Here is a 22612-nt window from a genome sequence, read left to right as displayed (position 1 = left end):
GCTCTAAAGCAAAGCGCGGCAATGGCTCTAGCAACAAAGCAGGACACTCTTTATGATTTGCCGTCATTTTAATAGGTTAGGAGCGTGGTATGGACAAGCGGGCACCCTGGATAATCACGCTCTTATTAGTGGCGACATTCATCACCCCCCAGGCATTCGCGGCCACTTCGATTAAAGTGATAGCGTCGTTTTCGGTCATCGAAGATTTAGTCAAGCGTGTGGCAGGCGATGATATCAGCATCACGACGATTGTACCGGTGGGCGATGATGTTCACCGCTGGGAGCTGACGCCCCCTAACGTACTTGCAGTGGAAGAGGCCGATATTGTGTTTTACAACGGCCACGGGCTAGAGCCATGGATCCGTCATGTAGAAGCGATGGCCAACGACACGCTAACGCTAATGGCTCTGGCCGAAAGCGCCAACTATGCGCCGCTGACGATTCCAGTGGGTCAGCATAAAGGCAATCCGGACCCCCATATGTGGATGGACCCAAAAGGGGCTGCCGCTTATATCGAGGTAATCACTCACACCCTAAGCGTACGCTATCCCGACAAAGCAGCCGCTTTTCAGGCTCGAGCGGTGCAAGCCAGGGAGGCGCTTGCCCTACTCGACCAGCAGATAAAAGAGCGCCTGGAGGGGATTCCGCAAACCAATCGTATACTCACTACCAGTGAAGCGGCTTTTGGCTATTTTGCCCACGCTTACGGCTTTGAGTATGCCGCGATTTGGGGCCTAGGCAGCGAGACACTGGGCAGCGCCCAGGCTATGGAAATCATGAGCAAACGCTTAACCGACAAACGTCCGCCCGCGCTGTTTTATGAAAGCACGACGCCCTATATCCATATGGATGCCCTAGCGCGAGAGGCTGGCCTTACGCTAGCAGGCCCGCTCTATGTGGATACGCTGAGTGATACCGATGGCCCCGCCTACAACTACCCGGCGATGCTGCGCCACAATGCCGAGCTGTTGCATGAAGCGCTGGGAGGTGCCAGGGCCGAGGAGTAGGCGCTAGCTAACCAGCTCGCGAAGCGATGCCACTATCAGATCCGGGTGGCTCTGCTCGATGGGGTCGCCGTGGTTATAGCCATATGGCAGTGCCACCGTCGTAAAGCCCGCCGCCTTACCCGCCGCGATATCATGGCGAGAGTCCCCCACCATCACGCTCGCCGAGGGGGCAATATCCAGCGTATGGGCAACATGCAGAAGCGGCAACGGGCTGGGTTTTTTCTCAGCCAGCGAGTCGCCGCCCACGGTAGACGTGAACAGCGCCAGCACACCAAAGTGGCTTAAAATAGGCGCAATGAACCGCTCGGGTTTATTGGTAATCAAGGCCAGCACAAAACCCGCCTCATGCAGCGCATGAAGCGCCTCAAAGGCACCCGGGTAGAGTTTGGTTAATGCATTGGGTGCGGCCCCGTAGTGGCGCATAAACGCTTCATAGGCGTTTTGTTGCAGCATCGCCTCAGGTGCGACGTTCAGCGCCCACGTCAGGGCTCGCTCTACCAGTACCTGCGCGCCGTTGCCCACCCAATCGCGCACCTGATCTTCACTCGGCTGCGCCAGCCCAACTTCTTGCAGCGCCCGCTGCACGCCAACGGCCAAATCGGGCACTGAGTCAATTAACGTGCCGTCTAAATCAAAGGCGATTAACCGCTTTCCTTGCAAAATGGTATGCACGCGTGGCCTCACTTATGTGTTTCGGCTGCTAGTTAGCAATAATGTCGATTAATTTGATCATCTTACCTACTTAGCCCTTCGTCATACACTGCAGAAGGTTCTATGCTGTGGCTATATTTGCCAAGGAGAGAGTAATGGCCATTCCCCGAATTGTGATTGTGGGCGGCGGCGCGGGCGGGCTAGCCCTAGCCACCCGTCTTGGACATACGCTAGGTAAAAAAAAGCGCGCTGAGATTGTCCTGCTTGACCGCAACGCCACCCACGTATGGAAGCCGCTGCTGCATGAGCTGGCCACCGGGGTGCTGAACTCCAGCATGGATGAAGTGGATTATCGCGGGCACTCCTCGGCCCACTACTACCGCTATCAGCGCGGCTCGCTCAACGGTCTGGATCGGGAACAGAAGGTCATTCACCTGGCGCCCATTGAAGACGAAGATGGCGTGGAGGTGCTGCCCGCCCGCCAGCTCACTTACGACTATTTAGTGCTGTCACTTGGCAGTATCTCGAATGACTTTGGTACCAAGGGGGTCGCAGAGCACTGCCACTTTATTGACTCCCCACAGCAGGCCAAAGCCTTCCAGCGGGATATGATTAATACCTTCCTGCGCTATACCGACCCCAATTTGCGCCAGAATACCCAGCTCACCATTGGGATTGTGGGTGGCGGTGCAACAGGGGTGGAGCTTTCGGCGGAATTGTTAGACGCCTCGCGCCTGCTCAATGCCTATGGCGTCACGGCGGTGGATCACCAAACGATCAGTGTGCATTTGATTGAAGCGGCACCGCGCCTGCTCCCCGGCTTGTCTGAACGCATCAGCCAGACCGTTCAGCAGGAGTTGGAGAGCATGGGGGTGACCGTGCATGTGGGCACGGCGATTCAAGAAGCCCAGGAGTACCAGCTGGTGACAGGCGACGGAGAGGTGATTGAAACCGATCTCAACGTATGGGCCGCAGGCATTAAAGCGCCGCCGTTTCTCACCGAACTGGGCTTAAGCACCAACAAGCGCAACCAGATTAACGTCAAACAGACGCTGCAGAGCGTAGACGACCCCTATATTTTTGCGATGGGCGACTGCGCTTGCTGCCCCCAGGGCAGTGATGCCACAGTGCCGCCTCGCGCTCAGGCCGCCCACCAGCAGGCGAAGTTACTCGCCAAAAACCTGGAGCATTGCCTGGATAAAAAGCCTCTACGCGACTTTCAATATCGCGATCACGGCTCGCTTGTATCCCTCGCCCGTTACGACGCGGTAGGCAACCTCATGCGCAGCTCCGCCTCTCGCGGCTTGTTTTTGGAGGGCTGGCTGGCGCGGCAAGCCTATGCATCGCTCTACCGCATGCATCAGCTCTCTATTCACGGCGCACCAAAAACCGGGCTTGCATGGCTGGTGGATAAACTGAACCGCTACCTCAAGCCACGTATGAAACTGCACTAAAGACATGCAAAGGGCGGGATCAGCCCGCCCCTCTTGTGTCTTAGCGCGCCTTCCGTATCAGCGAACCTTAGCCAGCTCCGCGCGCATCTGCTGAATTACGCTGTCGTAGCCGTGGGGGTCGCTTGCCTGGTGGGCGTTAAAGATCGCTGAACCCGCTACAAAGGTGTCGGCACCGGCGGCGGCGATCTCGGCAATGTTGTCGACTTTCACGCCACCATCAATCTCCAAGCGAATGGGCAAGCCCGAAGCGTCAATACGCGCCCGTGCCTCACGCAGCTTGTTCAGCGTGCCGGGGATAAACGACTGGCCGCCAAAGCCGGGGTTGACGCTCATCAGCAGCACCATATCGACCTTGTCCATTACGTAATCAAGATACGAAAGCGGCGTGGCCGGGTTAAACACCAGCCCCGCTTTACAACCACCATCACGAATCAGCTGCAGCGAACGATCAATATGCTCAGAGGCTTCGGGGTGGAAAGTGATGTAGCTGGCACCCGCCTCAATAAAATCGCTAATCATGCGATCCACCGGCTTCACCATCAGGTGCACATCGATGGGTGCCGTTACGCCATGGTCGCGCAGCGCCTTACATACCATCGGCCCAATAGTCAGGTTCGGCACGTAATGATTATCCATGACGTCGAAATGAACCACATCGGCGCCGGCCGCTAGCACGTTGTCTACCTCCTCGCCCAGCCGCGCAAAGTTAGCGGAGAGTATCGAAGGGGCAATCAAAAAATCCTGTGCAGCGCTCATGAAGGGGTCCTCAGGTAATAAAAATAAAGGGGCCATCTTACCAGAGCCACACACGAAGCCCTATTACACGTGACGGTCATGCAGCACGCTTGCCGTCAATGCATATCCTTAAACAGATATTTCCAAATAGAATATAAAACACAATTGTAATTCCACAATCCTAGGTTTAACCTTAACGGCATCGCGACTAAATCGCCCCCAGAATTAAGGAGTCTGCAATGACGCTATCCTCTGCATTCCGTACTGGCCTTCGCCGTAGCCTACTGGCCGTTGCCGTTGGCACCGCCGTTTCTGGCATGACCTTCTCCAGCGCCGCCGTCGCTCAGGAGCGCGAGCTACTGAACTCCTCCTATGACATCGCCCGCGAGCTGTTCGCCGCGATTAACCCGGAGTTCCAGGCGTGGTGGGAAGAGGAGCATGGCGAAGAGATCGCTATCAGCCAGTCCCACGGTGGCTCCTCTGCCCAGGCGCGCGCCATTATGCAGGGCCTGCGTGCGGACGTAGTGACGTTTAACCAAGTCACCGACGTTCAAGTACTAGCCGATGCAGGCTTGGTGGCTGAGGATTGGCAGGATGCGTTTGAGAACAACGCTTCGCCCTACTACTCCACCACCGCTTTCCTGGTGCGCAAAGGCAACCCGAAAGGCATCGAAAGCTGGGATGACCTCGTTAAAGAAGACGTGCAGATGGTCTTCCCGAACCCGAAAACCTCCGGTAACGGCCGCTACACGTACCTGGCTGCCTGGGGCTTCGCCGAGAATGAATTCGATGGAGATGAAGAGAAGATCCAAGACTTCATGCGCACCTTCCTGCGCAACGTAGCGGTATTCGACACCGGCGGTCGCGGTGCCACAACCAGCTTTATCGAGCGCGGCATTGGCGACGTACTGATCAGCTTTGAGTCTGAAGTGAATAACATCCGCAGCGAATACGGCAGCGATGACTACGAAGTAATCGTCCCGCCGGTGAGCATTCTGGCGGAATTCCCGGTCGCGGTGGTGGGTGAAAACGCCGAACGTAACGGCAACAGCGACTTAGCCCAAAGCTACTTAGAGTACCTCTATACCGAAGACGCCCAGCGTCAGCTGGCAGGCTTTAACTACCGTGTCCATAACGACACTGTGGTAGAAGAGTTTGCCGACCAGTTCCCCGATACCGAACTGTTTGAAGTCGAAAACGTGTTCGGCAGCTGGGAAGAAGCGATGGAGAACCACTTCGAAGGCGGTGCTCTGCTTGATCAACTGCAACGTCGTTAACGGAACCCCATGAGCCAATTAGCATTTTGGCGATCCGGCAGCACACGCGTGCTGCCGGGTTTTGGCCTATCTATGGGTATCAGCGTGCTATTTATTTCGCTGGTACTGCTACTCCCCATTACCGGGCTGTTTGGCCAGCTTTCTGAACTAAGCCTGGCCGAGTACTTTGCCATCATCACCGAAGGCCGCGTCGTCGCCAGCTATATGGTCACCATCGGCGCGGCAGCCGTGGCGGCGCTGGTGAACGCAGTGTTTGGCCTACTGTTGGCGTGGGTGCTAGTGCGCTATGAGTTCCCTGGCAAACGCCTGCTCGATGCCTTGATGGACCTCCCCTTCGCCCTGCCCACTGCCGTGGCTGGCATCACCCTGGCCACGCTCTATGCGGGTAATGGCTGGGTAGGCAGTATCATCGAGCCGATGGGGCTTCAGATCGCGTATACCTGGGTAGGGATTGCCCTGGCGATGGCCTTCACCAGTATTCCCTTCGTGGTGCGCACGGTGCAGCCGGTGCTGGAAGATTTGCCTGCCGAGGTGGACGAAGCCGCGATGTCCCTGGGTGCTACCGACGGCGTGGCGTTTCGCCGTGTGATTATGCCGCATCTATGGCCCGCGCTCGTCACCGGCACCGGGCTTGCCTTCGTACGCTCATTAGGTGAGTTCGGGGCGATTATTTTTATCGCAGGCAATATGCCTTACGAAACCGAAATTACCGCGCTGATGATCTTCGTCAAACTGCAGGAGTATGACTACGCCGGGGCGTCTGCCATTGCCTCGGTGGTGCTGTTTGTTTCGTTGGCGCTGCTGCTCGCCATCAATATCTGGCAGGGCCGCTTTGTGCGTCGCCTGCATGGAGGTAAAGGATAATGCGCCGGATTGGTGATGCGCCTTTAGTGCGGCGCTTATTAATTGGCGCAGCCCTACTGTTGTCTGCGCTATTTTTACTGCTGCCGTTGGTGGCTATTTTTGCTCAGGCGTTCTCCCAAGGTGTGGCGGTGTTTTGGGAGAACGTGAGCAATACCTTCACCCTCCACGCCATTGGCCTTACGCTGGTCATTGCGTTAATGACTATCCCCATTTGCTTGGTGTTTGGCGTCGCGCTGGCGTGGCTGGTGACGCGCTTTAGCTTCCCAGGGCGGCGCATTCTGCAAACGCTGATTGATATTCCGTTTGCCGTTTCTCCTGTGGTCGCTGGCTTAATTTATCTACTGCTGTATGGCCGCAACGGCTGGATTGGCAGTTGGCTCGATACTCACGATATTCAGTTGATGTTCGCTTGGCCGGGCATTCTGATGGTCACCATTTTCGTCACCTGCCCCTTTGTGGCGCGAGAGTTAATCCCGCTCATGCAGGCCCAAGGCTCACGGGAAGAAGAAGCCGCCGTAACGCTGGGCGCTTCCGGCTGGACGACGTTTTGGCGGGTCACGCTACCCAACATTCGCTGGGCACTGCTCTACGGCATCATCCTTACCAACGCCCGCGCGGTGGGTGAATTTGGCGCGGTCTCGGTTGTCTCAGGGGCCATTCGTGGGCAAACCAACACGCTACCGCTGCACCTTGAGCAGCTGTATCAGGATTACAACGCCGTGGGTGCGTTTGCGAGCGCCGCCCTGCTGGCCCTGATTGCCCTGTTAACTCTTGCGGCCAAGGCAGGCCTTGAATGGCGCGCATCGCGCCGGGAGGCATACACATGAGTATTCGCTTACAGAATATTGCCAAGCACTTTGCCAACACCCAGGCGCTTGAACCGATTAACCTGGATATTCACGAAGGTGAATTAGTAGGTCTGCTAGGTCCTTCTGGTTCGGGCAAAACCACCCTGCTGCGTATCATTGCTGGCTTAGAGAACGCCGATAGCTCGCCGCAGCCGGGTAAAATTCTTTTTGGCGACCGCGACGTGACCAATGTGCATGTACGCGACCGCCGCATCGGCTTTGTTTTTCAGCACTACGCCCTGTTTCGTCATATGAGCGTTTATGACAACGTGGCGTTTGGCCTTACGGTGATGCCGAAAAAGCGCCGTCCCTCCAACGGTGAAATTCGGGCGCGAGTCTTCAGGCTCCTTGAGATGGTGCAGCTACAGCACTTAGCCAACCGCTTGCCTGCCCAGCTCTCGGGTGGGCAACAGCAGCGCGTATCGCTGGCGCGCGCGCTTGCTGTAGAGCCTGACGTCCTGCTGCTGGACGAGCCGTTTGGCGCCCTGGATGCCAAGGTTCGCCAAGACCTTCGCCGCTGGCTGCGCCGCCTGCACGACGAACTGAACTTTACCAGTGTGTTCGTCACCCACGACCAGGAAGAAGCGCTGGAGCTTTCTGACCGTGTGGTGGTGATGAGTAACGGCCGTATCGAGCAAATCGACACGCCAGACACCCTCTACCGCGCGCCGAAGAACCGCTTTGTATTTGAGTTTTTGGGTGATGTGAACCACCTAGAGGGCCGCGTGCGCAATGGCATGCTGACCTGCGGCGATGCGCATCTCAACGTGGACTTACCCGATGGCGATGAAGAGCTGCTGCTGCGCCCCCATGAGGTGCGGTTGGCGGAAGAACCCAGCGCTGAAAGCCACCTGCCGGTGACGATTACCGCTATCTCCCCGGTCGGTGCCGAAGTACGCGTGGAACTCGAGGCCGACTGGCTGGCAAAACCGTGGCTAGCCACCGTTCGCCACGCCGATTTTGAGCGCCTGCACATGCGCCGGGGGCAGCGCTTGTTTGCTCACCCGCGCCAGTGGCATCGCTTTAAAGAAGACGCTAAAACACCTGAGCAGCAGGCACGAGTGGCTTAAGGATTGCTAGCGCGGCAGGCTAGCACAACGCTATACTGCCGCGATTATTGCCATGCCTTGTTTCTTAACGCTTTGCTTTTTAATACCTTGTTGCGACAGGTATGTTTATCGTTTAACCACAATGATTGCGGAGAGTTTTATGCGTCGGCGTCACTTTTTACGCGCGTCTGGTGCGTTGTTAACCACCCTATTGCTGGCAGGCTGTGCAAGTCCTCAATACCTACAGCTAAACCCCACCCGTAGCGCTAACGTGCCGCAAACCGGCTCGGGTCAGCAAGTGACCGTGGTGGCCGTCGATGCGCGGCCAGGCGAAGTGATTGGCACGCGCACGGGCGGCAACATGTCGACGGCGCAGATTACCGTAAGCAGCCATGAATTGATTCCGCGCCTACAGGCCGAAGCGGAGCGTGCCGCACGCGATATGGGGTTTACCCCCACCCGTGAAGCCGCCCAAGGCCGCCCCAGCCTGACTCTGGAACTTGCCAGCTTGCACTATGGCCGCGGCGACAGCGGGCAGCCGCTAATTGATGAAGCGCGTATTGAAGGGGTTTTCCGGGCCATCGCGCAGAACCAGGGCACGACGTATACCGGGACATATACGTCACGTCGCACCCAAGGTTATGCGCTTAAACCGGGTGAAGATGCCAATACACGGATGTTGAACGACTTGCTTAGCGATGGCCTAAACCGGGCGTTCAGCGACCCAGAGCTGGGTCGGCTTCTCGCCCGTTAAGGGGGATAATTAAACCCGTGGCCCGCGCCGCTCAAGCGCCCAGATGCTTTCGCTTCGGCCACGGGCATCGGCGGGTAGGTGCGCTAATCGCTCGATACGGAAATTGGGCGCCATCAGGCGCTCAATTTCCTCATCCGGCACGCTAAATGGCGGCCCGGCATCGCCATCGGCGTGGGTTAACCCCACCAGCAGCCCTTTCGCTCCCGGTGGCACCAACTGAGCCAAGTGGAAAGCGTAGCGTTCGCGGGTAGCCGGTGGCAGCGCAATCAGCGATGCACGATCGTAAAAAGCCTCCACTTCCGCCGCCTGCTGAATATGCAGGTGAAAGAAGTCACCGCACCATAGCTCTACACTGCCTTGGCGGGACACATCAAAGCCTGCCTGAGTATAACGAGAGATACCGCCACTACGCTGGGCCAAAAATTGCTCGATAGCCTCCGGGGCAAGTTCTATGCCCAACACCGGGTGCCCTTGGTCCGCGAGCCAGCGCATATCTAAGCTCTTTCCACATAGCGGCACCAACACCTTGGCTCCAGAGGGCACGCCTAGCGTTGGCCAATACTTCAACAGTGCCGGGTGGGTCTCCTCCAGGTGAAAGCCTATCCGGCCCTCTTGCCAACGCTGCCGCCAGGAATTCTCCATGGACATGCCCTCTTACTATCCTAAAAACCTAACTGCTTACTATCCTAAAAACCTAACTGTTTAGAACCAGCGGTCACGCTTTTTACGACGGCGCGGCAAGTGCGGCACAATCAGCCCCACCAGCAGGCCAGCGCCCGCCACACCGCCACCGTACATAAAGTAGCGCATCAGCAAGTCTTCCTCTTGAGTGTCCAGACGTGCCTGCAGCGCTCGCACCTGCTGGCGAGACTGCTCTGCCTCGTTATCCAGCTCAAGGTTCCTCGCTTCCAGGTCTGCGATGCGCTGCTCGCGAACATCAAGCGTGGCGGTCATGGAAGAGACCCGCTGCTCCCACGTGCCATTGATACCGTCAAGCTCTTGGGTCAGCTCTTCCACCTGGGCCTGCAGCTCGGGCAATTGCTGACGAGCACTAGGCGTTTGCTGAAGCTCATTGCTCAAAACCCACACCGTATCGCCGCTATTGCTGCGCACCCGGGTGTAATCACCGCTGGTTTCCAGCACTTCCACCTGCTCGCCTGCATTGAGCGTTCCCACAATGCGATAACCATCTGTCGGCCCACTGCGCACGTAGGTACTTAGCTCATCGCTGACCCAGGCTTGGTTATCGGATTGAGCGAATGCCGCTTGGCTGCTCATGCTTAGCAGCATGCCAACTGCGGCGGCATAACAATTACTGCGAAATTTATCTACTTGCATGACGTCATGTCCTGATCATAAAAACGCGCGTGGCCGACGAAGCCACCGCGCGTATCGCTCAAAGCGTTGCGCGTGTCTAAAGCGCTTACCCTTCCCCGCGGGGCGGTAACGGGAAGGGACGAGGAAACTCTGCGACGCGAGCATCACTTTTCACGGCCTTCAGGGGGCCTTCACGCTCTACCTCATCAATCCGCACAATGGCGTTAAGAGGCAGGTAACTACGCTTCACACCCTCAAAGGTTCGCTGCAGTTTTTCCGCTCCTGGATCCACCACCACTCGCGACGCATCGTCAAAGACAAACTCCTCGACTTCAATAAAGCCCCAGAGTTCGCTCTGAAAGATCTCTCTGACGTATAAATCCCAAATTTCACCCTGCTGGTGAACCACCACACGGTAGATCGGCTTGGCCGCCATCTTGGCCTATTCCTCTTGCCACTTGAACGTAATGTTAAGCAGCAAGCCTACCATACTCGCGGGTTGCCCTTTAGCAGACATCACCAAAGGGAGCTAATTCCCTGCCATTTTCGCTTCAGAGTGTGCTAATTAGCCGATGATGGCCCTGGTCGTGTATGGTGAAGTGAGTGGTTGGCAAGAAAATTCATCTACCCATAGGAGTCACCATCATGCAAAAGGATCCCAATAAGGGCTATATCGCCCTCTTAGGCTGGAGCCTCAATGCGATCGAAGCTGCGGAGAATTTTGACCGCCGCTACATCGTGGTTGCACCCGACTGGGCGGAAGAGTACTGCCAAAAACACGACATCCCGTATGTACCCTGGAATTTCGAGCGCCTGAATGACCGCTCCATGGAAATCGCCGAAACGCTGAAAGAGAAAGGCGTCGACGTTGCCATCCCCTTATTCGAGGAAACCGTTGAGTGGGCAGGTGCCATTAACTCGGTGCTGCTGGATAACCCACGCCTTTACGGCCAGTCACTGCTGCTGCGTGACAAAGCGCTAATGAAGCGCCGCGCCCAGCTTGGCGGCATTCGCGTGGGTATTTTTGAAGAAGCCCACGATAAAGAGGACGTGATTCGCTTCCTCAAGCGTGTCAACCAGACGCTGCTGAAACTCGATGGCGACCCCAACGACCCCATCCACCTAAAAGCGTTTGATAAAGCGGGCTGCCTGGGCCACCGGGTCATTCGTACCCCCGATGAAGTCGATACCATCCCGGATGAAGAGTTTCCGGTACTGATGGAGTCGCACCTGGATGGCTGGGAATTTGCGGTAGAAGCGTGGATTCACGATGGCAAAATCGCCTTCCTGAACATTTCAGAGTACGTCACGCTGGGCTACTCGGTGTTTGTGCCTGCCTCGCCAGAGCTGGAAAAGTACCGCGAGCAGATCACCGCACAGATCGAAAAACTGATCAAAGCGTTTGATATTGAGTTTGGCCTGATCCACCCCGAATACTTCGTGACCAGCGACGGTGAGATGTACTTTGGCGAAGTGGCCTATCGTCCGCCGGGCTTCAAAGTGTTTGAGCTACTGGAGCGGGTCTACGGCTTCAATGCTTATCAAGCCTCCATGCTGGTCTTCGATCCGAAAAGCACCAAAGAAGAGGTGGCCGCGTTCTTCCCGAAAGAGATCGTCGATGCCGACGGCTTCGCGGGCTGCTTTGGCGTTTATCCGCGCCGCCGGGTAGTGAGCCGCTTAGAGATTCCAGAAGAGACAGAAGATCACCCTTACTTCGAGTCTCACGAACTGACCTCGCCGGTAGAAGAGACCGTCACGAAACGCACCGCCTTTGGCACTCACTGGGGGTTGATCTACTTTAAAGGCGAGGATGCGCATACAATTCGCGATCTGCTAAAACGCCAAGAAGATCTCGACTTCTATGTATAATCCTTGCCAAGGCTGGGATAAGGAGTCACCGTGACGACCAAGCAAGAGGCCTCTTCCACTGAAGATGGCAAGCTCAATGGATTGCTGAGCAAATTTGATGATGCGGTGCGCCTGCTTTCGCAGGCGCCTGCCTTTTCTAAACCCGCAAAGCTGCCACGCGTACTTGATACTGCCCGTCGCGTACTCATGCAAGCGGGCGGCTGCGCCGCTCTTGAGCAGCGCGCGGCGGATTTTGAATCCGCTGGCATTTTTGCCGGGTCGGATTGGGAAACCCCACAGTACCTAATCCCCACATTGACGACCTACTCGCTTAAAAGCGCCGATGCCAATGTGGTGGTGATTGAAGCGCTGAGCGAACTGCGGCTGTTGGCCGTGGCAAAAGACAATTACGCCCACACCTTAATTTCTCAAGAGCATGCCCACCACTACCTGACCCAGGTAATGGCGATCAACCTATGGCTGCTTTTCAATGCGCCCAGCGAAGCCGAGCGGGAAACCCAAGGGCGCTTGGCGAATATCTCCCGCCAACTGTTTCAGCACTTAGCCGAGCGCATCGGCTATGAGCACGTTATCGACCAGCTGATTGATGAGATCTGGCGCATTCTCAAGCAGCGCCCCATCCAGGTCGATGCGATTAAACAAATGATCACCCAGATCGCGCTGTGCCAGGCCAACCCGGAGATTGACCTGGGAGCCAGCGGACAAGGAGCTGACAGGTTAGTTAGCTCGCTGTATGGCCCCACCCAGGCCTGCCGCGAAGATCCAGGCCTTGAGGTGTATCGCGCTCGCCTTGAGCGCATGGATAACGCTACGCTCCAGGCGGAATCCACCGGCTTTGCCCGTGCCATGCACGACACCGGCTTAGTATCCCCCTACCATGCCGTGCTTTTACGCTACCTGCTGGAAGAGGGCGACCATCTGCTCTCAGAGGCGCTGGGGCTCTCCTCTACTGGCCGCGACTGCCTGCTGTGCTACCGCGAGTTGGTGCATGCGCTGATTCGCAGCGGCGTCTACCCGGCGACGGCACAAGCGGTGTATGGGCTGGCCTTATTGTTAGAACGCGGCATTCTTTATCAGCCACCTGTGGCACCGGCCATGTGGCGTCAGCTCAACCTTCAGCTCTCTGAGTGGGCAGAAGGACGCCTGACGCTTGCCTATGGCGAGGTTGCCTCACCCCGCGCCCGACTCATCGAAGGAGTGCTGTGCATGCTGGGCCTGCCGCTGGGCGTGGGCCAGGGCAACAACCCCACCTGCCAATCGGCGCGTGCTCTCTCCATGTGGGCCTATAACGATCCGGACTACCTGTTACAGATGGTGACCTGGGCCGCTCGGGATGATGAGATTATTATGCACTTCGAGGGGCAGCCGATCTCCTCTAACGAGAGCGTATCTGGCGTGGCCGCCCAGTTGCCGATGGATCTTGATCCGGTATCACTAATCGTGGTGCCTCACCTGGACCGTATTTACGCGGAGATGGGCAGGCGCTGCATTGGCCGGGAAGGCGATCCCCACCGCTGGGTGAATCCCGAATTTCACGGCTGGTGGTCTGGCCGCGGGTTCAGTATTAACGTCGATGTCGCCACCGGTAAGCTCTGTGAAGTGGATACATTCATTCGTCACTTCTACGCCAGCTACCACCCCTACTACAACGGCAACCAGCCGCTGATTCATCCGCAGCCTGCCGGTATCGCAGTCACCGATAGCGCTGCGCGGTTTATCGGCTGGCATGCCATTACGATTTTGCGGGCCTCCCTCGACCCCAACGACGTGATGCGGGTCTACTTCTACAACCCCAATAACGACAGCGGTCAGGATTGGGGCGACGGCGTTAAGGTCAGCACGTCCGGCAACGGCGAGCGCTTTGGCGAAGCCTCTCTGCCATTTGAGCAGTTCACTTCGCGTCTCTATATCTACCACTACGACCCGTTGGAAAGAGGCGAGCTAGCCACAGTGACCGATGAAGAGCTAGCGCGCGTAAAAGGGTTTCTGCACCGCAGCTGGGGGGCGACCCGCATTCCACCGACCGACCTGCAGGCCGACCAAGGGCCCCGTTAACACGGGGCCTTCCAAACACTACAGACACGACCAAGATGATACGACTCGATCAACTGCTGGTCAGCCAAGGGCTGGCCAGTTCTCGTACCCGTGCCCAGCGGCTGATCAAAAACGGGCGCGTTTTTTTAAGCGACGGCACCTTGCTGAGCAAACCCTCTGAAAAATGGCCGACCGATGCCCCGCTCCGCGTGGAAGAGGACCCAGAAGAGCGCTACGCCTCACGCGCAGGGCTAAAGCTAGAAGGCGTTCTACAGGCGTTAGCCATGCGCTTAGAGGATAAAGGCGTGCTGGATATTGGCCAGTCCACGGGCGGGTTTACCGACTGCGCCCTGCATTTTGGCGCACGCCACGTAATAGGCGTGGAAGTCGGCCACGACCAGCTGGCAAGCCACTTACGCAGCGACCCACGAGTAACCTGCCTGGAAGGACTCAATGCCCGTCATATGAGCACCTCAGAGGCACTTTTGAGCACGCTTGCCGAACGGCCGATTGATCTTGCGGTGATGGATGTATCGTTTATATCCCAGACGCTGATTCTGCCTGAGATTGCCGCCCTACTGCCGCCTAGCGGGCAGCTGCTTTCGCTGGTAAAACCACAGTTTGAGCTAGACCCCGGTGCGCTGGATAAACGCGGCGTCGTGCGCGACCCTCGTCGCTACGCGGAGGTGGAGCAAAAAATACGCACCGCCTGCGAGCAGTGCGGGCTCGCCATCAGCCACTGGCAAGAGAGCCCAATTACCGGCAGCGACGGCAATCGGGAGTTTCTTCTTCTCGCCAGCAAGCCCTAGCGGTTAGCTCAACGTAGCAGGCGGGAGAGTTGGCTTGGACTGCACTTTCACCGACTCTCCCTGCTCAGGATGCAGCCAAACATCCAGCTGTTCAAAGGCAATCCGCACGCCCGCCTCTTTGAACAGCTCATCCACCCGGCAATTCACCTCATCGGCCGCAAACAGGCGGTCTAACAAGTCATTGACGAAAATACGCAGCTCAAAATTGAGGCTGTGAGGGCCGTAACTTAGGCAGAACACCTGCGGCTCAGGGTCATCCAGCACGCGGGCATTTTCATCGGCCGCTTGACGCAAAAGCTTATGCACCAGAGGCAAATCTGAACCGTGTGAGACCCCGTAAGTGAGCACCACGCGGGTCACATTGTCGGAGAGCGACCAGTTAATGAGCTGATCCGTGACGAAAGTCTTGTTGGGAATAATGATCTCTTTGCGGTCGAAATCGGTCACCGTGGTGGCCCGAATACGAATCTGACTCACCGTGCCGTGCAGGTTGCCTATGGTAATGGTGTCACCAATACGAATAGGGCGCTCAAACAGAATAATTAGGCCGGAAATAAAATTGGCAAAAATTTCTTGTAAACCAAAGCCTAACCCGACGCTCAACGCCGCCACCAGCCACTGCAACTTATCCCAGGACACGCCTAAGGTCGCCAGCGACATCACGATGCCGGTTCCCACAATGGTGTAAGAGAGCAGCGAGCTGATGGCATAGGCGCTCCCCTGCTTGAGCGCCAAGCGCGATAACACCATCACCTCCAGCAGGCCAGGCAGATTGCGAGCCGAAATAAAGGTGATGGCCACCACCAATAGCGCCGTGACAAAGTCCGAGATCGATAGCGCGTTGTCGACCAAATCTCCTTCAGCCGCATTCCAAAGCGATACCTGATCTAAATACCCCAAGACAGCGAGCAGGTCCGACCACACCAGATAGAGCAGCGCGCTAAAACCTATTAATAAAATAAGCTTAGAGAGCCGCAGCGACTGGGCGTTGATTTTTTCCATATCCAACGGCGGCTCTTCGACCACCTCTAGCCCACCTTCAGCACCCTCTTGTACCTGCGCACGGCGGCGGGCTAACGCACGGCGATAAGCTAACCGACGGGCGGCCACTGCCAAACTGCGCACCACCGTCGCCTCTACCACCACCCAAAGCCCCAGTAAATAGAGTGTAATGGCAAAGCGTGCCACTAATCTGAGCGCCGTATACTCATATCCCCACGCCACTAACCCAAGCAGCACCAAGGGCACAGCCGCCATCGCCAGACCCAATATCAGCCTGAAAAGCCGCACACCAAAAATCGGCACATGGGCAAGAATAAGCTGCGCCAGCCACCAGGCCATCGCAAGCAGCCCGCCCATGAACAGCGCCATCGCCACCGGGCGCTGAGCCAGCGGTGTTTCCATCTGCTCGGACATGGCAGCAATAGCAACCACCGGCACCAGGGCAATCCCCAGGCCGATCAACAGGCGGCGCAGCCGCACATTGTAAGCAGGCGCCCAGGTGAAGTGACGCTCTGCGACACCATCAGGCACCAGTAACCGCCGCCCGAGCGCAACAACGAACCAGCTCAGCCCAAGCTGCAGCAGGGCGGGCGCAAGCCCCAGCGCAAGGCCGCCTTCCGCAGTACGCAGGGCTACCCCCGTCCCTGCCAGCGCCAGCGGCCCAGGCAGCGCCAGCAGCGCATTGAGCAGTACCGCTTTGGGGGTGTGTAGCTGGGTATCGCTTTTCAAACGACCAATTTGTGAGTGAATCAACGCCAAGCGGGTTTTAATGCGTCCCCGCAGGGCAAGCAATATCACACCGAAAAGTAGCAGCGGCGCGCCTACCAACATATCCCAAGAGAGCCCTCGCCAGCGGGTAGGCAGTACCGCGCGCCACTCCCCTTCATGCCACTCCTGAGTGAGATAACTGGGCAGTTGACGTAGCCAGTTCACATCCAACGGGCGGCTGTTGGCTACCCAAAACAGCTGCTCATCAATGGTGGCGCGTAGATCATGAGTAGTGGAGAGCAGCTGCTGCTGATTGAGCTGTAGCTCGATGGCTGAACTCAATAGGCTGCCGTAGGCCTGCTCGAGCTGCTCCACCAGCTCACGGCGGGACTGATAAAGCCGCGTCAACGAGTCCACCAGCCCTGGGGTTACCTCGACCCCCGCCTCTTCAAGGCGCTGGGCAGCCAACCGCTCCCCTTGGCGGAGCTGGTCGCGCTGGCGAATAAGATCGAACTGTTTCAAGCGCAGGTCGGCAATCTCATCCTGCAAATCGCGCCGGGGCACTACGGCAGGCAGCGACTGGCGCTGCTCGCGGAGAATACGAGAGAGCAACTGACTACCGCGAATGGCCTCCATCTGCTCATTAAGGCTGCGCTGAAGCTGACGAACATGCTCTAACTGACGCTGCGCCTCGATGTTTTCACGCACAATGCCATTGGCACGGTCCGTCGCCCGCAGCAGCTCCAGGCTTAGCGTTTGATTGACCTGCTGAGCATTCAGCACGACGGGATGACCTTCCGCGATGAGCGGGTCATTTTTGGCGGCGTCGGCGATGGCCTGCTCAGACTGAAGGCGTCGCTGGCGGTCGATCACGCCCTGCAGCAGGCTAAGCTGCTGCTCTTGCTGATCGATCTGCAGGGCCAGCAGGTCACGGCGCTGTTGAGCCAGTTCACGCAGGCGGCTGTTGGCACTTAATTCACGCTGGTTCAGGCTGACCTCTTGCTCTGCCAGCGCTCGCTCTAAGCGCCACTGGATGAGCTGTGCATCCTCGCGAGCCGAAAGCTGACGATCCGCCAGCAGCGCAGCCCGAGTATCATGCTCACGGCGTAGCGTTTCAGCGCGCTGTAGCGCATCGGAAATGGCCTGCTGTGCCCGTTCGGGTAGCGTTTGAGCAGCTAACAGCTGGGAGTTCACCTCTGCCATCTGGCTCTGCAGTTGCTGCAGCTCCATCACGGCGTCAGCCTGCTCGGCTTCTAATGCCTCTAACGGCATATCACTGAGGTTATTGACCGAAAGCTGTTGGCTCTCCTCTTCGGCCTCATTAAGCTCGCGCTCTAAACGCAGCAATAATTCTGGTGCCTGATTCACCCGCTGCTCTAGCGCCTGCTGGCGCTCTTCGATGGCCTTGAGGCGCTCATAGGCCTGCAGTGCTGCGGTCAGCGCCGCCTGGTCACGCTTTTGGTCGGCGGTTAATTCGGCATCTAGCGACTCAATGGCCGCCAAGCGCTCAGTTAGCTCTGCTTCAGGAGGGACGCGCTCAACCGCAATAGTTTGAGCGGTTGCGGGACCAGCCAGCATCGCTACCATGTATAGGCAGCAAATGACGGCTTTCATGGCATTTCTCACCACGTTACTTATGCCTCATTGACATGTAAGCCCGCCGAATCGGGCAAGATTCCCATTGTCGGGGGTTATCAGTCGTTGCGCAATCCAGTTAGCTAGCGGGATATCGACAGTTGACTTGCACGAGCGGCATGTATAGAAACGACGCTGGCACCTCTTTCCTTAATTTGTGAGCCACGTTGATGGTTATCCAAAAACTGTTGTTAACCGGCCTAGTGGTGGTGGTAAGTGCTGATATGCTCAGCCAGAGCGCCCAGGCCGACACCCAAGAAGAGATTGAAGCGCGTATTCGTGCACTGAATACCGAGCTTTATCAACTGCGCCAGCAACTGCAGCAAATTGACGCACCTGAGGAAGCAGCCCAAGGCGTTCCTCCTAAGCAGTTGCCGGAAGAAGTTGCTCTGGAGGACCTGAGTGATCGTCGCCAGTTGGAGCAGGAGTCGTCGCGTAACCCGTTTGCAATCACCACACACCGAACCAACTATCTTTTTCCTGTCAGCTATAACACCAATAAGAATGCTGAGGACTTCCGCAGCATTTCTGAAGACGTAAGGCCTAATAGCGGAGAGGTGAAGTTCCAATTTAGCGCCAAATTTAATATGGCTGAAAATGTGTTTGGTGATATCGGCGATGTCTATTTTGCCTACACTCAGCGCAGTTGGTGGCAAGCGTACAATACCGATGCTTCCTCCCCCTTCCGGGAAACCAACTACGAGCCCGAAATATTTATCGACTTTGATAACGCTTGGAGCGCGCTGGGCTGGGTAAATACTCGCAACCGGATCTCTTTTATTCACCAATCCAATGGTCGTTCCGACCCGCTTTCGCGTAGCTGGAATCGTGTCTATCTGGAGAGCACCTTCCAGAGCGGTGACTGGGCGCTAACGCTGGCTCCTCACTGGCGCGTACCTGAGTCTGAAAGCGATGACGACAACCCGGATATCGAGCGTTTTGTCGGCTATGGGGATATTCGTCTTGCCAAGCGTTTACAAAATAACCATGAATTCGCGGGGCAACTGCGTGGCAATCCAAGCACGGGTAACTACGGCACCCAGGTTGACTATAGTTGGCCAGCGTTTAACGGTGTGCGCGCCCATGTACAGTACTACTATGGCTACGGTGAAAGCATGATTGATTACGATAATCGCGTGCACCGTTTAAGCCTTGGTTTTAGTCTTAACCCACTATTTAGCGCCACCGGGCTGAACCGTTAAACGACAAGGGTTGTCTATCAGGTGGCGGCTGCTATGCTGAAGTCGTCACTCATTTACTCGTCAAAGGAAGACATCATGGCAAAACGTAATACAGATACCTCCGCACGCGCTGACCAGTTGAAAGAAGACCTGCGTCACCTCAGCGAAACAGTCGAAGAGCTGATGAACGCAACCTCCAAAGACGCCAGCAGCGAAATGCGCGATCTGCGTGAGCGTGCCGAGCGACGTTTAAAAGATACTCGCACTCGCCTAGAAGCCCGCGGAGAACGTTTCTACGAAGACACCCGCGAAACGCTCTCCGAACAGGCAGAGTGTTGTGACCGTTATGTCCATGAAAACCCCTGGACCAGCATCGGTATTGGCGCCGCCGCTGGCCTTGTCGTTGGTATGCTGCTCGGGCGTCGCTAATGGCTTTGGGTCCCACCCAACGCGTCTTTTCTGCCGCCAAACGCCTGCTGAAATCACTGGTAGCTAACAGTGAAACGCGCCTGCGTTTGGCGGTTTTAGAGCTAGAAGAGGAGCGCGCGCGTTTACTGGTTTTGCTGTTACTTGCGGGTGCCAGTCTACTGCTCCTGCTATTAGGCGTTGCCACGCTTACGGCGCTGGTGGTGGTTCTCTTCTGGGATACTTATCGATTAACGGCAATTAGCGTCAGTGCTGGTATACTGATAGCTCTCAGTATTTTGCTGGCAGTTATTGCCCTGCGTCAGGCCAAGCGCCATACACTGCTAAAAGAGACGTTAAAGCAGCTTGCCGCCGACCGTGCACTGCTGGAGGTGAATGAGGATGACTCGTCACAACAGCGCCGCTAAACTACCGAGCCGAGCAGAACGCAAAGCAGCCCTGCTGGCGGAACTGGAACAACAGCGTATCGATATCTTAGTCGATAGCGACACGCTACAGCGGGCATCATCGCCGCTGGACAGAAACTGGAAAAGCCTCAAGCTTCCCCTGTACGCCATTGGCGGCATTGCGGCCCTGCGCATTATGCGCCACCCGGGCGGCGCCATGGTCGTAGGCCGAAAAGCCCTAGCGGGCTATATGCTGCTGCGTAAGTTCAAGCTGTTGGCTAAAATAGCTACCTAGCGTCTCACTGCTCTATCTTTAAGAACCATTTTAAGAACTACTAGGTTAAGAACTACTAGGGCCTTAAGTACTTCTAAAAGCCGTTACGGCATCACCGTAGCGGCTTTTTTAGTAGCTCCATTTTAGCAAGTTAGCACGCCTGGCCGCAGGCCACACCGCTTGCCCAGGCCCACTGAAAGTTATAACCGCCTAGTTGGCCCGTCACATCCAGCACCTCCCCAATAAAGCGCAGTTGAGGTAGATCCTTTACTTCAAAGGTTTTGGATGAAATGGCGTCGGTGCTGACACCACCCATCGTCACCTCGGCCGTGCGCCACCCTTCGGTGCCTGCAGGTTTTAGCTGCCACTGATTTAGCCGCTGGGCCCAAATATCTAGCGCTTCGTTGCTATATTGCGCCAGCGGGCTAGTTAAATGCTGATCGGGATACCACTCTAATAGCGCCTGAGCAAAGCGCTTGGGGAAACGCTCGCCTAGCCAGGTCGACAGCAGCCGCTTAGGGGTTTCCTGGCGCGCATGGCGCAAAGCGTCAGCCGCGTCTTCGCCCGGCAAGAGGTCGATAGAGATAGCGTTTCCCGGCTCCCATACGCTGGAAATTTGTAGCATAGAAGGGCCGGATAGCCCCCGATGGGTAAACAGCATCGGCTCGACAAAGCGCTTCTCTTTGCAGCTCACCGCCGTGGGTACGCTAACCCCGGAAAGCCCGGCGGCCCGCTCTTTCCAGCTATCGCTTAGGGTAAACGGCACCAAACCTGGGCGGGTAGGCAGCACCTCTAAGCCAAACTGGCGGGCAATATCGTAGCCAAACCCTGTGGCCCCCATAGTGGGAATGGAAAGCCCTCCGGTCGCCACGACCACCACCCCTGCATCAATCGTGCCCAGGGACGTGGTCAACCGCATCCCCTCACCCTGACGCTCCAGCCGAGAAACGGATGTGCTCAGTTTAATCTCCGCCCCGGCCCACTCACATTCGGTCAAGAGTACCCGCACGATCTCTTTGGCGGAATCTGCGCAAAATAGCTGCCCTGGCGCTTTTTCCACATACTCAACGCCATGGGTTTCTACCAGCGATACAAAGTGTTCTGGGCGATAACGTTTTAATGCAGAAATGCAAAAATAAGGATTTTCAGAGTAAAAGTGTCCAGGCGCTGTATCAAGATTGGTAAAGTTACAGCGGCCTCCCCCAGACATAAGAATTTTTTTACCCGCTTTGTTCGCATGGTCGACCACCAAAACGCGTCGCCCGGCATAGCCAGCCTGTGCCGCGCACATTAAACCAGCGGCACCTGCGCCAATGACTACGACGTCGTAGACCATAACTGAGGCTCCCAGAGTGAAAAGGCGGGCATTTTAACAGGTAAGAAGCGCCAAACTACTGTACATTTTAAAAACTCATGTATAAGAATCGCACAAGATACTGCCTATTCGCCTCAACAATGTTGCAGGTAATGACTTACTATCATCGCCGATTGCGGAATATTTCAATAATACTGAGACACTTATGATCGCTTTTAAACGCTCCTTTTGCTGCCTCTTGCTACTCCTTGGATGGGCTTCTATTGCCAGCGCACAATCAAAGCCGCCTGTGATTGGTTATTACGTTGAGACAGAGACCTGGTCCGACCCGCTGGAAGCACTAGGCACCTTACGTGCTGATGAAAGCGTGACCTTATCGGCCACCGTAACCGACACCATTGCAGAGATTAACTTCGATGATGGCGAGCAGGTAGAGCGCGGTCGTTTACTGGTTCGTTTGGAAGACGCCGAAGAGCAAGCACTGCTAAGAGCCGCCCAGGCCATTACCGATGAGCGGCGAAACGCTTCTGACCGCGCTTCGCAGCTGCAGCAGCGCAACTTAGCGGCTAGAGCAGACGTAGAAGACACTCAATCCCAGCTGCGCCAAGCACAAGCCGATGCCCAAGCTCTGGAAGCTAGACTGGAAAATTACCGGATACACGCGCCGTTTAGCGGCCGCGTAGGATTTCGTGACGTCAGTGTGGGCACCCTCGTCACCCCCGGCATGGCGTTGGTGACGCTAGATAAGCTAGATGTAATGAAACTCGATTTTACCGTACCAGCGGTATTTTTGGGGCGGCTATCCGCCGGGTTAAGTCTTAGTGCCACCACGGCGGCGTACCCAGACGAGGTATTTCGCGGCGACGTTGCCAGCATTGGCACAAGGATTGACCCGGTATCCCGTAGCGTTAGCGTGCGTGCCGAGTTGGCCAATCCAGACTTAAAGCTGCGGCCCGGCATGCTGATGGAGGTCATTGTTCAGCAGCGCGTACGCAACACGCTGGTGCTGCCTGAAGC

22 protein-coding genes are annotated in these 22612 nt (G+C 56.6%); 15 read left to right on the top strand and 7 right to left on the bottom strand.

Annotated elements, in window-relative coordinates; all coding sequences use genetic code 11:
* Positions 1-89 precede the first annotated feature (89 nt).
* Entirely contained in the window at positions 90-1007 is a 918-nt protein-coding gene (locus BIS10_RS00440) for a metal ABC transporter solute-binding protein, Zn/Mn family (protein WP_253501207.1), read from the top strand.
* Positions 1008-1010: 3 nt separating this feature from the next.
* Here the strand turns inward: BIS10_RS00440 and BIS10_RS00435 are convergent, their stop codons facing one another.
* Entirely contained in the window at positions 1011-1679 is a 669-nt protein-coding gene (locus BIS10_RS00435) for a phosphoglycolate phosphatase (RefSeq protein ID WP_253501203.1), read from the bottom strand.
* A gap of 134 nt (positions 1680-1813) precedes the next feature.
* Between BIS10_RS00435 and BIS10_RS00430 the strand changes: the two genes are divergently transcribed.
* Entirely contained in the window at positions 1814-3112 is a 1299-nt protein-coding gene (locus tag BIS10_RS00430) for an NAD(P)/FAD-dependent oxidoreductase (RefSeq protein WP_253501201.1), read from the top strand.
* 57 nt (positions 3113-3169) lie between these two features.
* Here BIS10_RS00430 and rpe read toward each other — a convergent pair whose 3' ends face one another.
* Entirely contained in the window at positions 3170-3868 is a 699-nt protein-coding gene (gene rpe, locus BIS10_RS00425) for a ribulose-phosphate 3-epimerase (protein WP_253501199.1), read from the bottom strand.
* Positions 3869-4086: 218 nt separating this feature from the next.
* Here rpe and cysP point away from each other — a divergent pair, with 218 nt between their 5' ends.
* The 5 genes from cysP (at position 4087) to BIS10_RS00400 (ending at position 8639) form a co-directional block, all read left to right on the top strand.
* The gene (cysP, locus tag BIS10_RS00420) at positions 4087-5124 is read left to right on the top strand and encodes a thiosulfate ABC transporter substrate-binding protein CysP (RefSeq protein ID WP_301281920.1); all 1038 of its coding nucleotides are present in this window, start codon (positions 4087-4089) and stop codon (positions 5122-5124) included.
* Between the two features lie 9 nt (positions 5125-5133).
* A complete protein-coding gene (gene cysT / locus BIS10_RS00415; RefSeq protein ID WP_062374276.1) occupies positions 5134-5988 on the top strand; it encodes a sulfate ABC transporter permease subunit CysT in 855 nt (284 codons plus the stop codon).
* Positions 5988-6815 carry a sulfate ABC transporter permease subunit CysW gene (gene cysW / locus BIS10_RS00410; RefSeq protein WP_253501197.1) on the top strand — a complete coding sequence of 276 codons (828 nt, stop codon included), beginning with the start codon at positions 5988-5990 and terminating at the stop codon, positions 6813-6815. The genes cysT and cysW overlap by 1 nt, the downstream gene beginning before the upstream one ends.
* Complete coding sequence (locus BIS10_RS00405; RefSeq protein ID WP_253501195.1) at positions 6812-7906, top strand: sulfate/molybdate ABC transporter ATP-binding protein; 1095 nt, start codon at positions 6812-6814, stop codon at positions 7904-7906. Before cysW ends, BIS10_RS00405 begins: the two co-directional genes overlap by 4 nt.
* A 139-nt stretch (positions 7907-8045) precedes the next feature.
* Entirely contained in the window at positions 8046-8639 is a 594-nt protein-coding gene (locus tag BIS10_RS00400) for a YajG family lipoprotein (RefSeq protein WP_083024609.1), read from the top strand.
* Between the two features lie 9 nt (positions 8640-8648).
* Here BIS10_RS00400 and BIS10_RS00395 read toward each other — a convergent pair whose 3' ends face one another.
* The 3 genes from BIS10_RS00395 to BIS10_RS00385 form a co-directional block, all read right to left on the bottom strand.
* Positions 8649-9281 (bottom strand): thiopurine S-methyltransferase, encoded by a 633-nt coding sequence (locus tag BIS10_RS00395; protein WP_083024610.1) that lies wholly within the window; start codon positions 9279-9281, stop codon positions 8649-8651.
* 60 nt (positions 9282-9341) lie between these two features.
* Positions 9342-9977, bottom strand: coding sequence for a TIGR04211 family SH3 domain-containing protein (locus BIS10_RS00390; protein ID WP_083024612.1), 636 nt, complete (start codon positions 9975-9977; stop codon positions 9342-9344).
* An 85-nt stretch (positions 9978-10062) separates the two neighbouring features.
* Positions 10063-10392: a DUF1820 family protein gene (locus BIS10_RS00385; RefSeq protein WP_009100748.1), complete on the bottom strand. Its 330-nt coding sequence runs from the start codon at positions 10390-10392 to the stop codon at positions 10063-10065.
* A 209-nt stretch (positions 10393-10601) separates the two neighbouring features.
* Between BIS10_RS00385 and BIS10_RS00380 the strand changes: the two genes are divergently transcribed.
* Genes BIS10_RS00380 through BIS10_RS00370 form a run of 3 tightly spaced genes read left to right on the top strand, consistent with a single transcriptional unit; the run spans position 10602 to position 14668 of the window.
* A complete protein-coding gene (locus tag BIS10_RS00380; protein ID WP_253501193.1) occupies positions 10602-11825 on the top strand; it encodes an acetyl-CoA carboxylase biotin carboxylase subunit family protein in 1224 nt (407 codons plus the stop codon).
* Between the two features lie 30 nt (positions 11826-11855).
* Positions 11856-13880: a hypothetical protein gene (locus tag BIS10_RS00375; protein WP_253501191.1), complete on the top strand. Its 2025-nt coding sequence runs from the start codon at positions 11856-11858 to the stop codon at positions 13878-13880.
* A 35-nt stretch (positions 13881-13915) separates the two neighbouring features.
* Positions 13916-14668 (top strand): TlyA family RNA methyltransferase, encoded by a 753-nt coding sequence (locus tag BIS10_RS00370; RefSeq protein WP_253501188.1) that lies wholly within the window; start codon positions 13916-13918, stop codon positions 14666-14668.
* A 3-nt stretch (positions 14669-14671) separates the two neighbouring features.
* Here BIS10_RS00370 and mscK read toward each other — a convergent pair whose 3' ends face one another.
* A complete protein-coding gene (mscK, locus tag BIS10_RS00365; RefSeq protein ID WP_301281919.1) occupies positions 14672-17992 on the bottom strand; it encodes a mechanosensitive channel MscK in 3321 nt (1106 codons plus the stop codon).
* A gap of 191 nt (positions 17993-18183) precedes the next feature.
* Here mscK and BIS10_RS00360 point away from each other — a divergent pair, with 191 nt between their 5' ends.
* The 4 genes from BIS10_RS00360 (at position 18184) to BIS10_RS00345 (ending at position 20301) form a co-directional block, all read left to right on the top strand.
* Complete coding sequence (locus BIS10_RS00360; protein ID WP_083024615.1) at positions 18184-19215, top strand: phospholipase A; 1032 nt, start codon at positions 18184-18186, stop codon at positions 19213-19215.
* Between the two features lie 75 nt (positions 19216-19290).
* Positions 19291-19623 carry a YqjD family protein gene (locus BIS10_RS00355; protein WP_083024616.1) on the top strand — a complete coding sequence of 111 codons (333 nt, stop codon included), beginning with the start codon at positions 19291-19293 and terminating at the stop codon, positions 19621-19623.
* Positions 19623-20027: a phage holin family protein gene (locus BIS10_RS00350; protein ID WP_083024618.1), complete on the top strand. Its 405-nt coding sequence runs from the start codon at positions 19623-19625 to the stop codon at positions 20025-20027. The genes BIS10_RS00355 and BIS10_RS00350 overlap by 1 nt, the downstream gene beginning before the upstream one ends.
* A complete protein-coding gene (locus tag BIS10_RS00345) occupies positions 20002-20301 on the top strand; it encodes a YqjK family protein (protein ID WP_083024620.1) in 300 nt (99 codons plus the stop codon). The genes BIS10_RS00350 and BIS10_RS00345 overlap by 26 nt, the downstream gene beginning before the upstream one ends.
* A gap of 130 nt (positions 20302-20431) precedes the next feature.
* Here the strand turns inward: BIS10_RS00345 and BIS10_RS00340 are convergent, their stop codons facing one another.
* Positions 20432-21616 (bottom strand): NAD(P)/FAD-dependent oxidoreductase, encoded by a 1185-nt coding sequence (locus tag BIS10_RS00340; RefSeq protein WP_253501185.1) that lies wholly within the window; start codon positions 21614-21616, stop codon positions 20432-20434.
* Positions 21617-21800: 184 nt separating this feature from the next.
* On the opposite strand from BIS10_RS00340, the gene BIS10_RS00335 reads away from it, so the two are divergent.
* Positions 21801-22612: efflux RND transporter periplasmic adaptor subunit (locus BIS10_RS00335; protein ID WP_253501182.1), on the top strand; the 812-nt coding region annotated here is incomplete at its 3' end.

The organism is Halomonas sp. 707B3 (assembly GCF_024158645.1).
GTDB lineage: Bacteria > Pseudomonadota > Gammaproteobacteria > Pseudomonadales > Halomonadaceae > Vreelandella > Vreelandella lionensis.
Note: the sequence above shows the minus strand (reverse complement) of the source record. Positions and strands in the feature narration are given on the sequence as shown.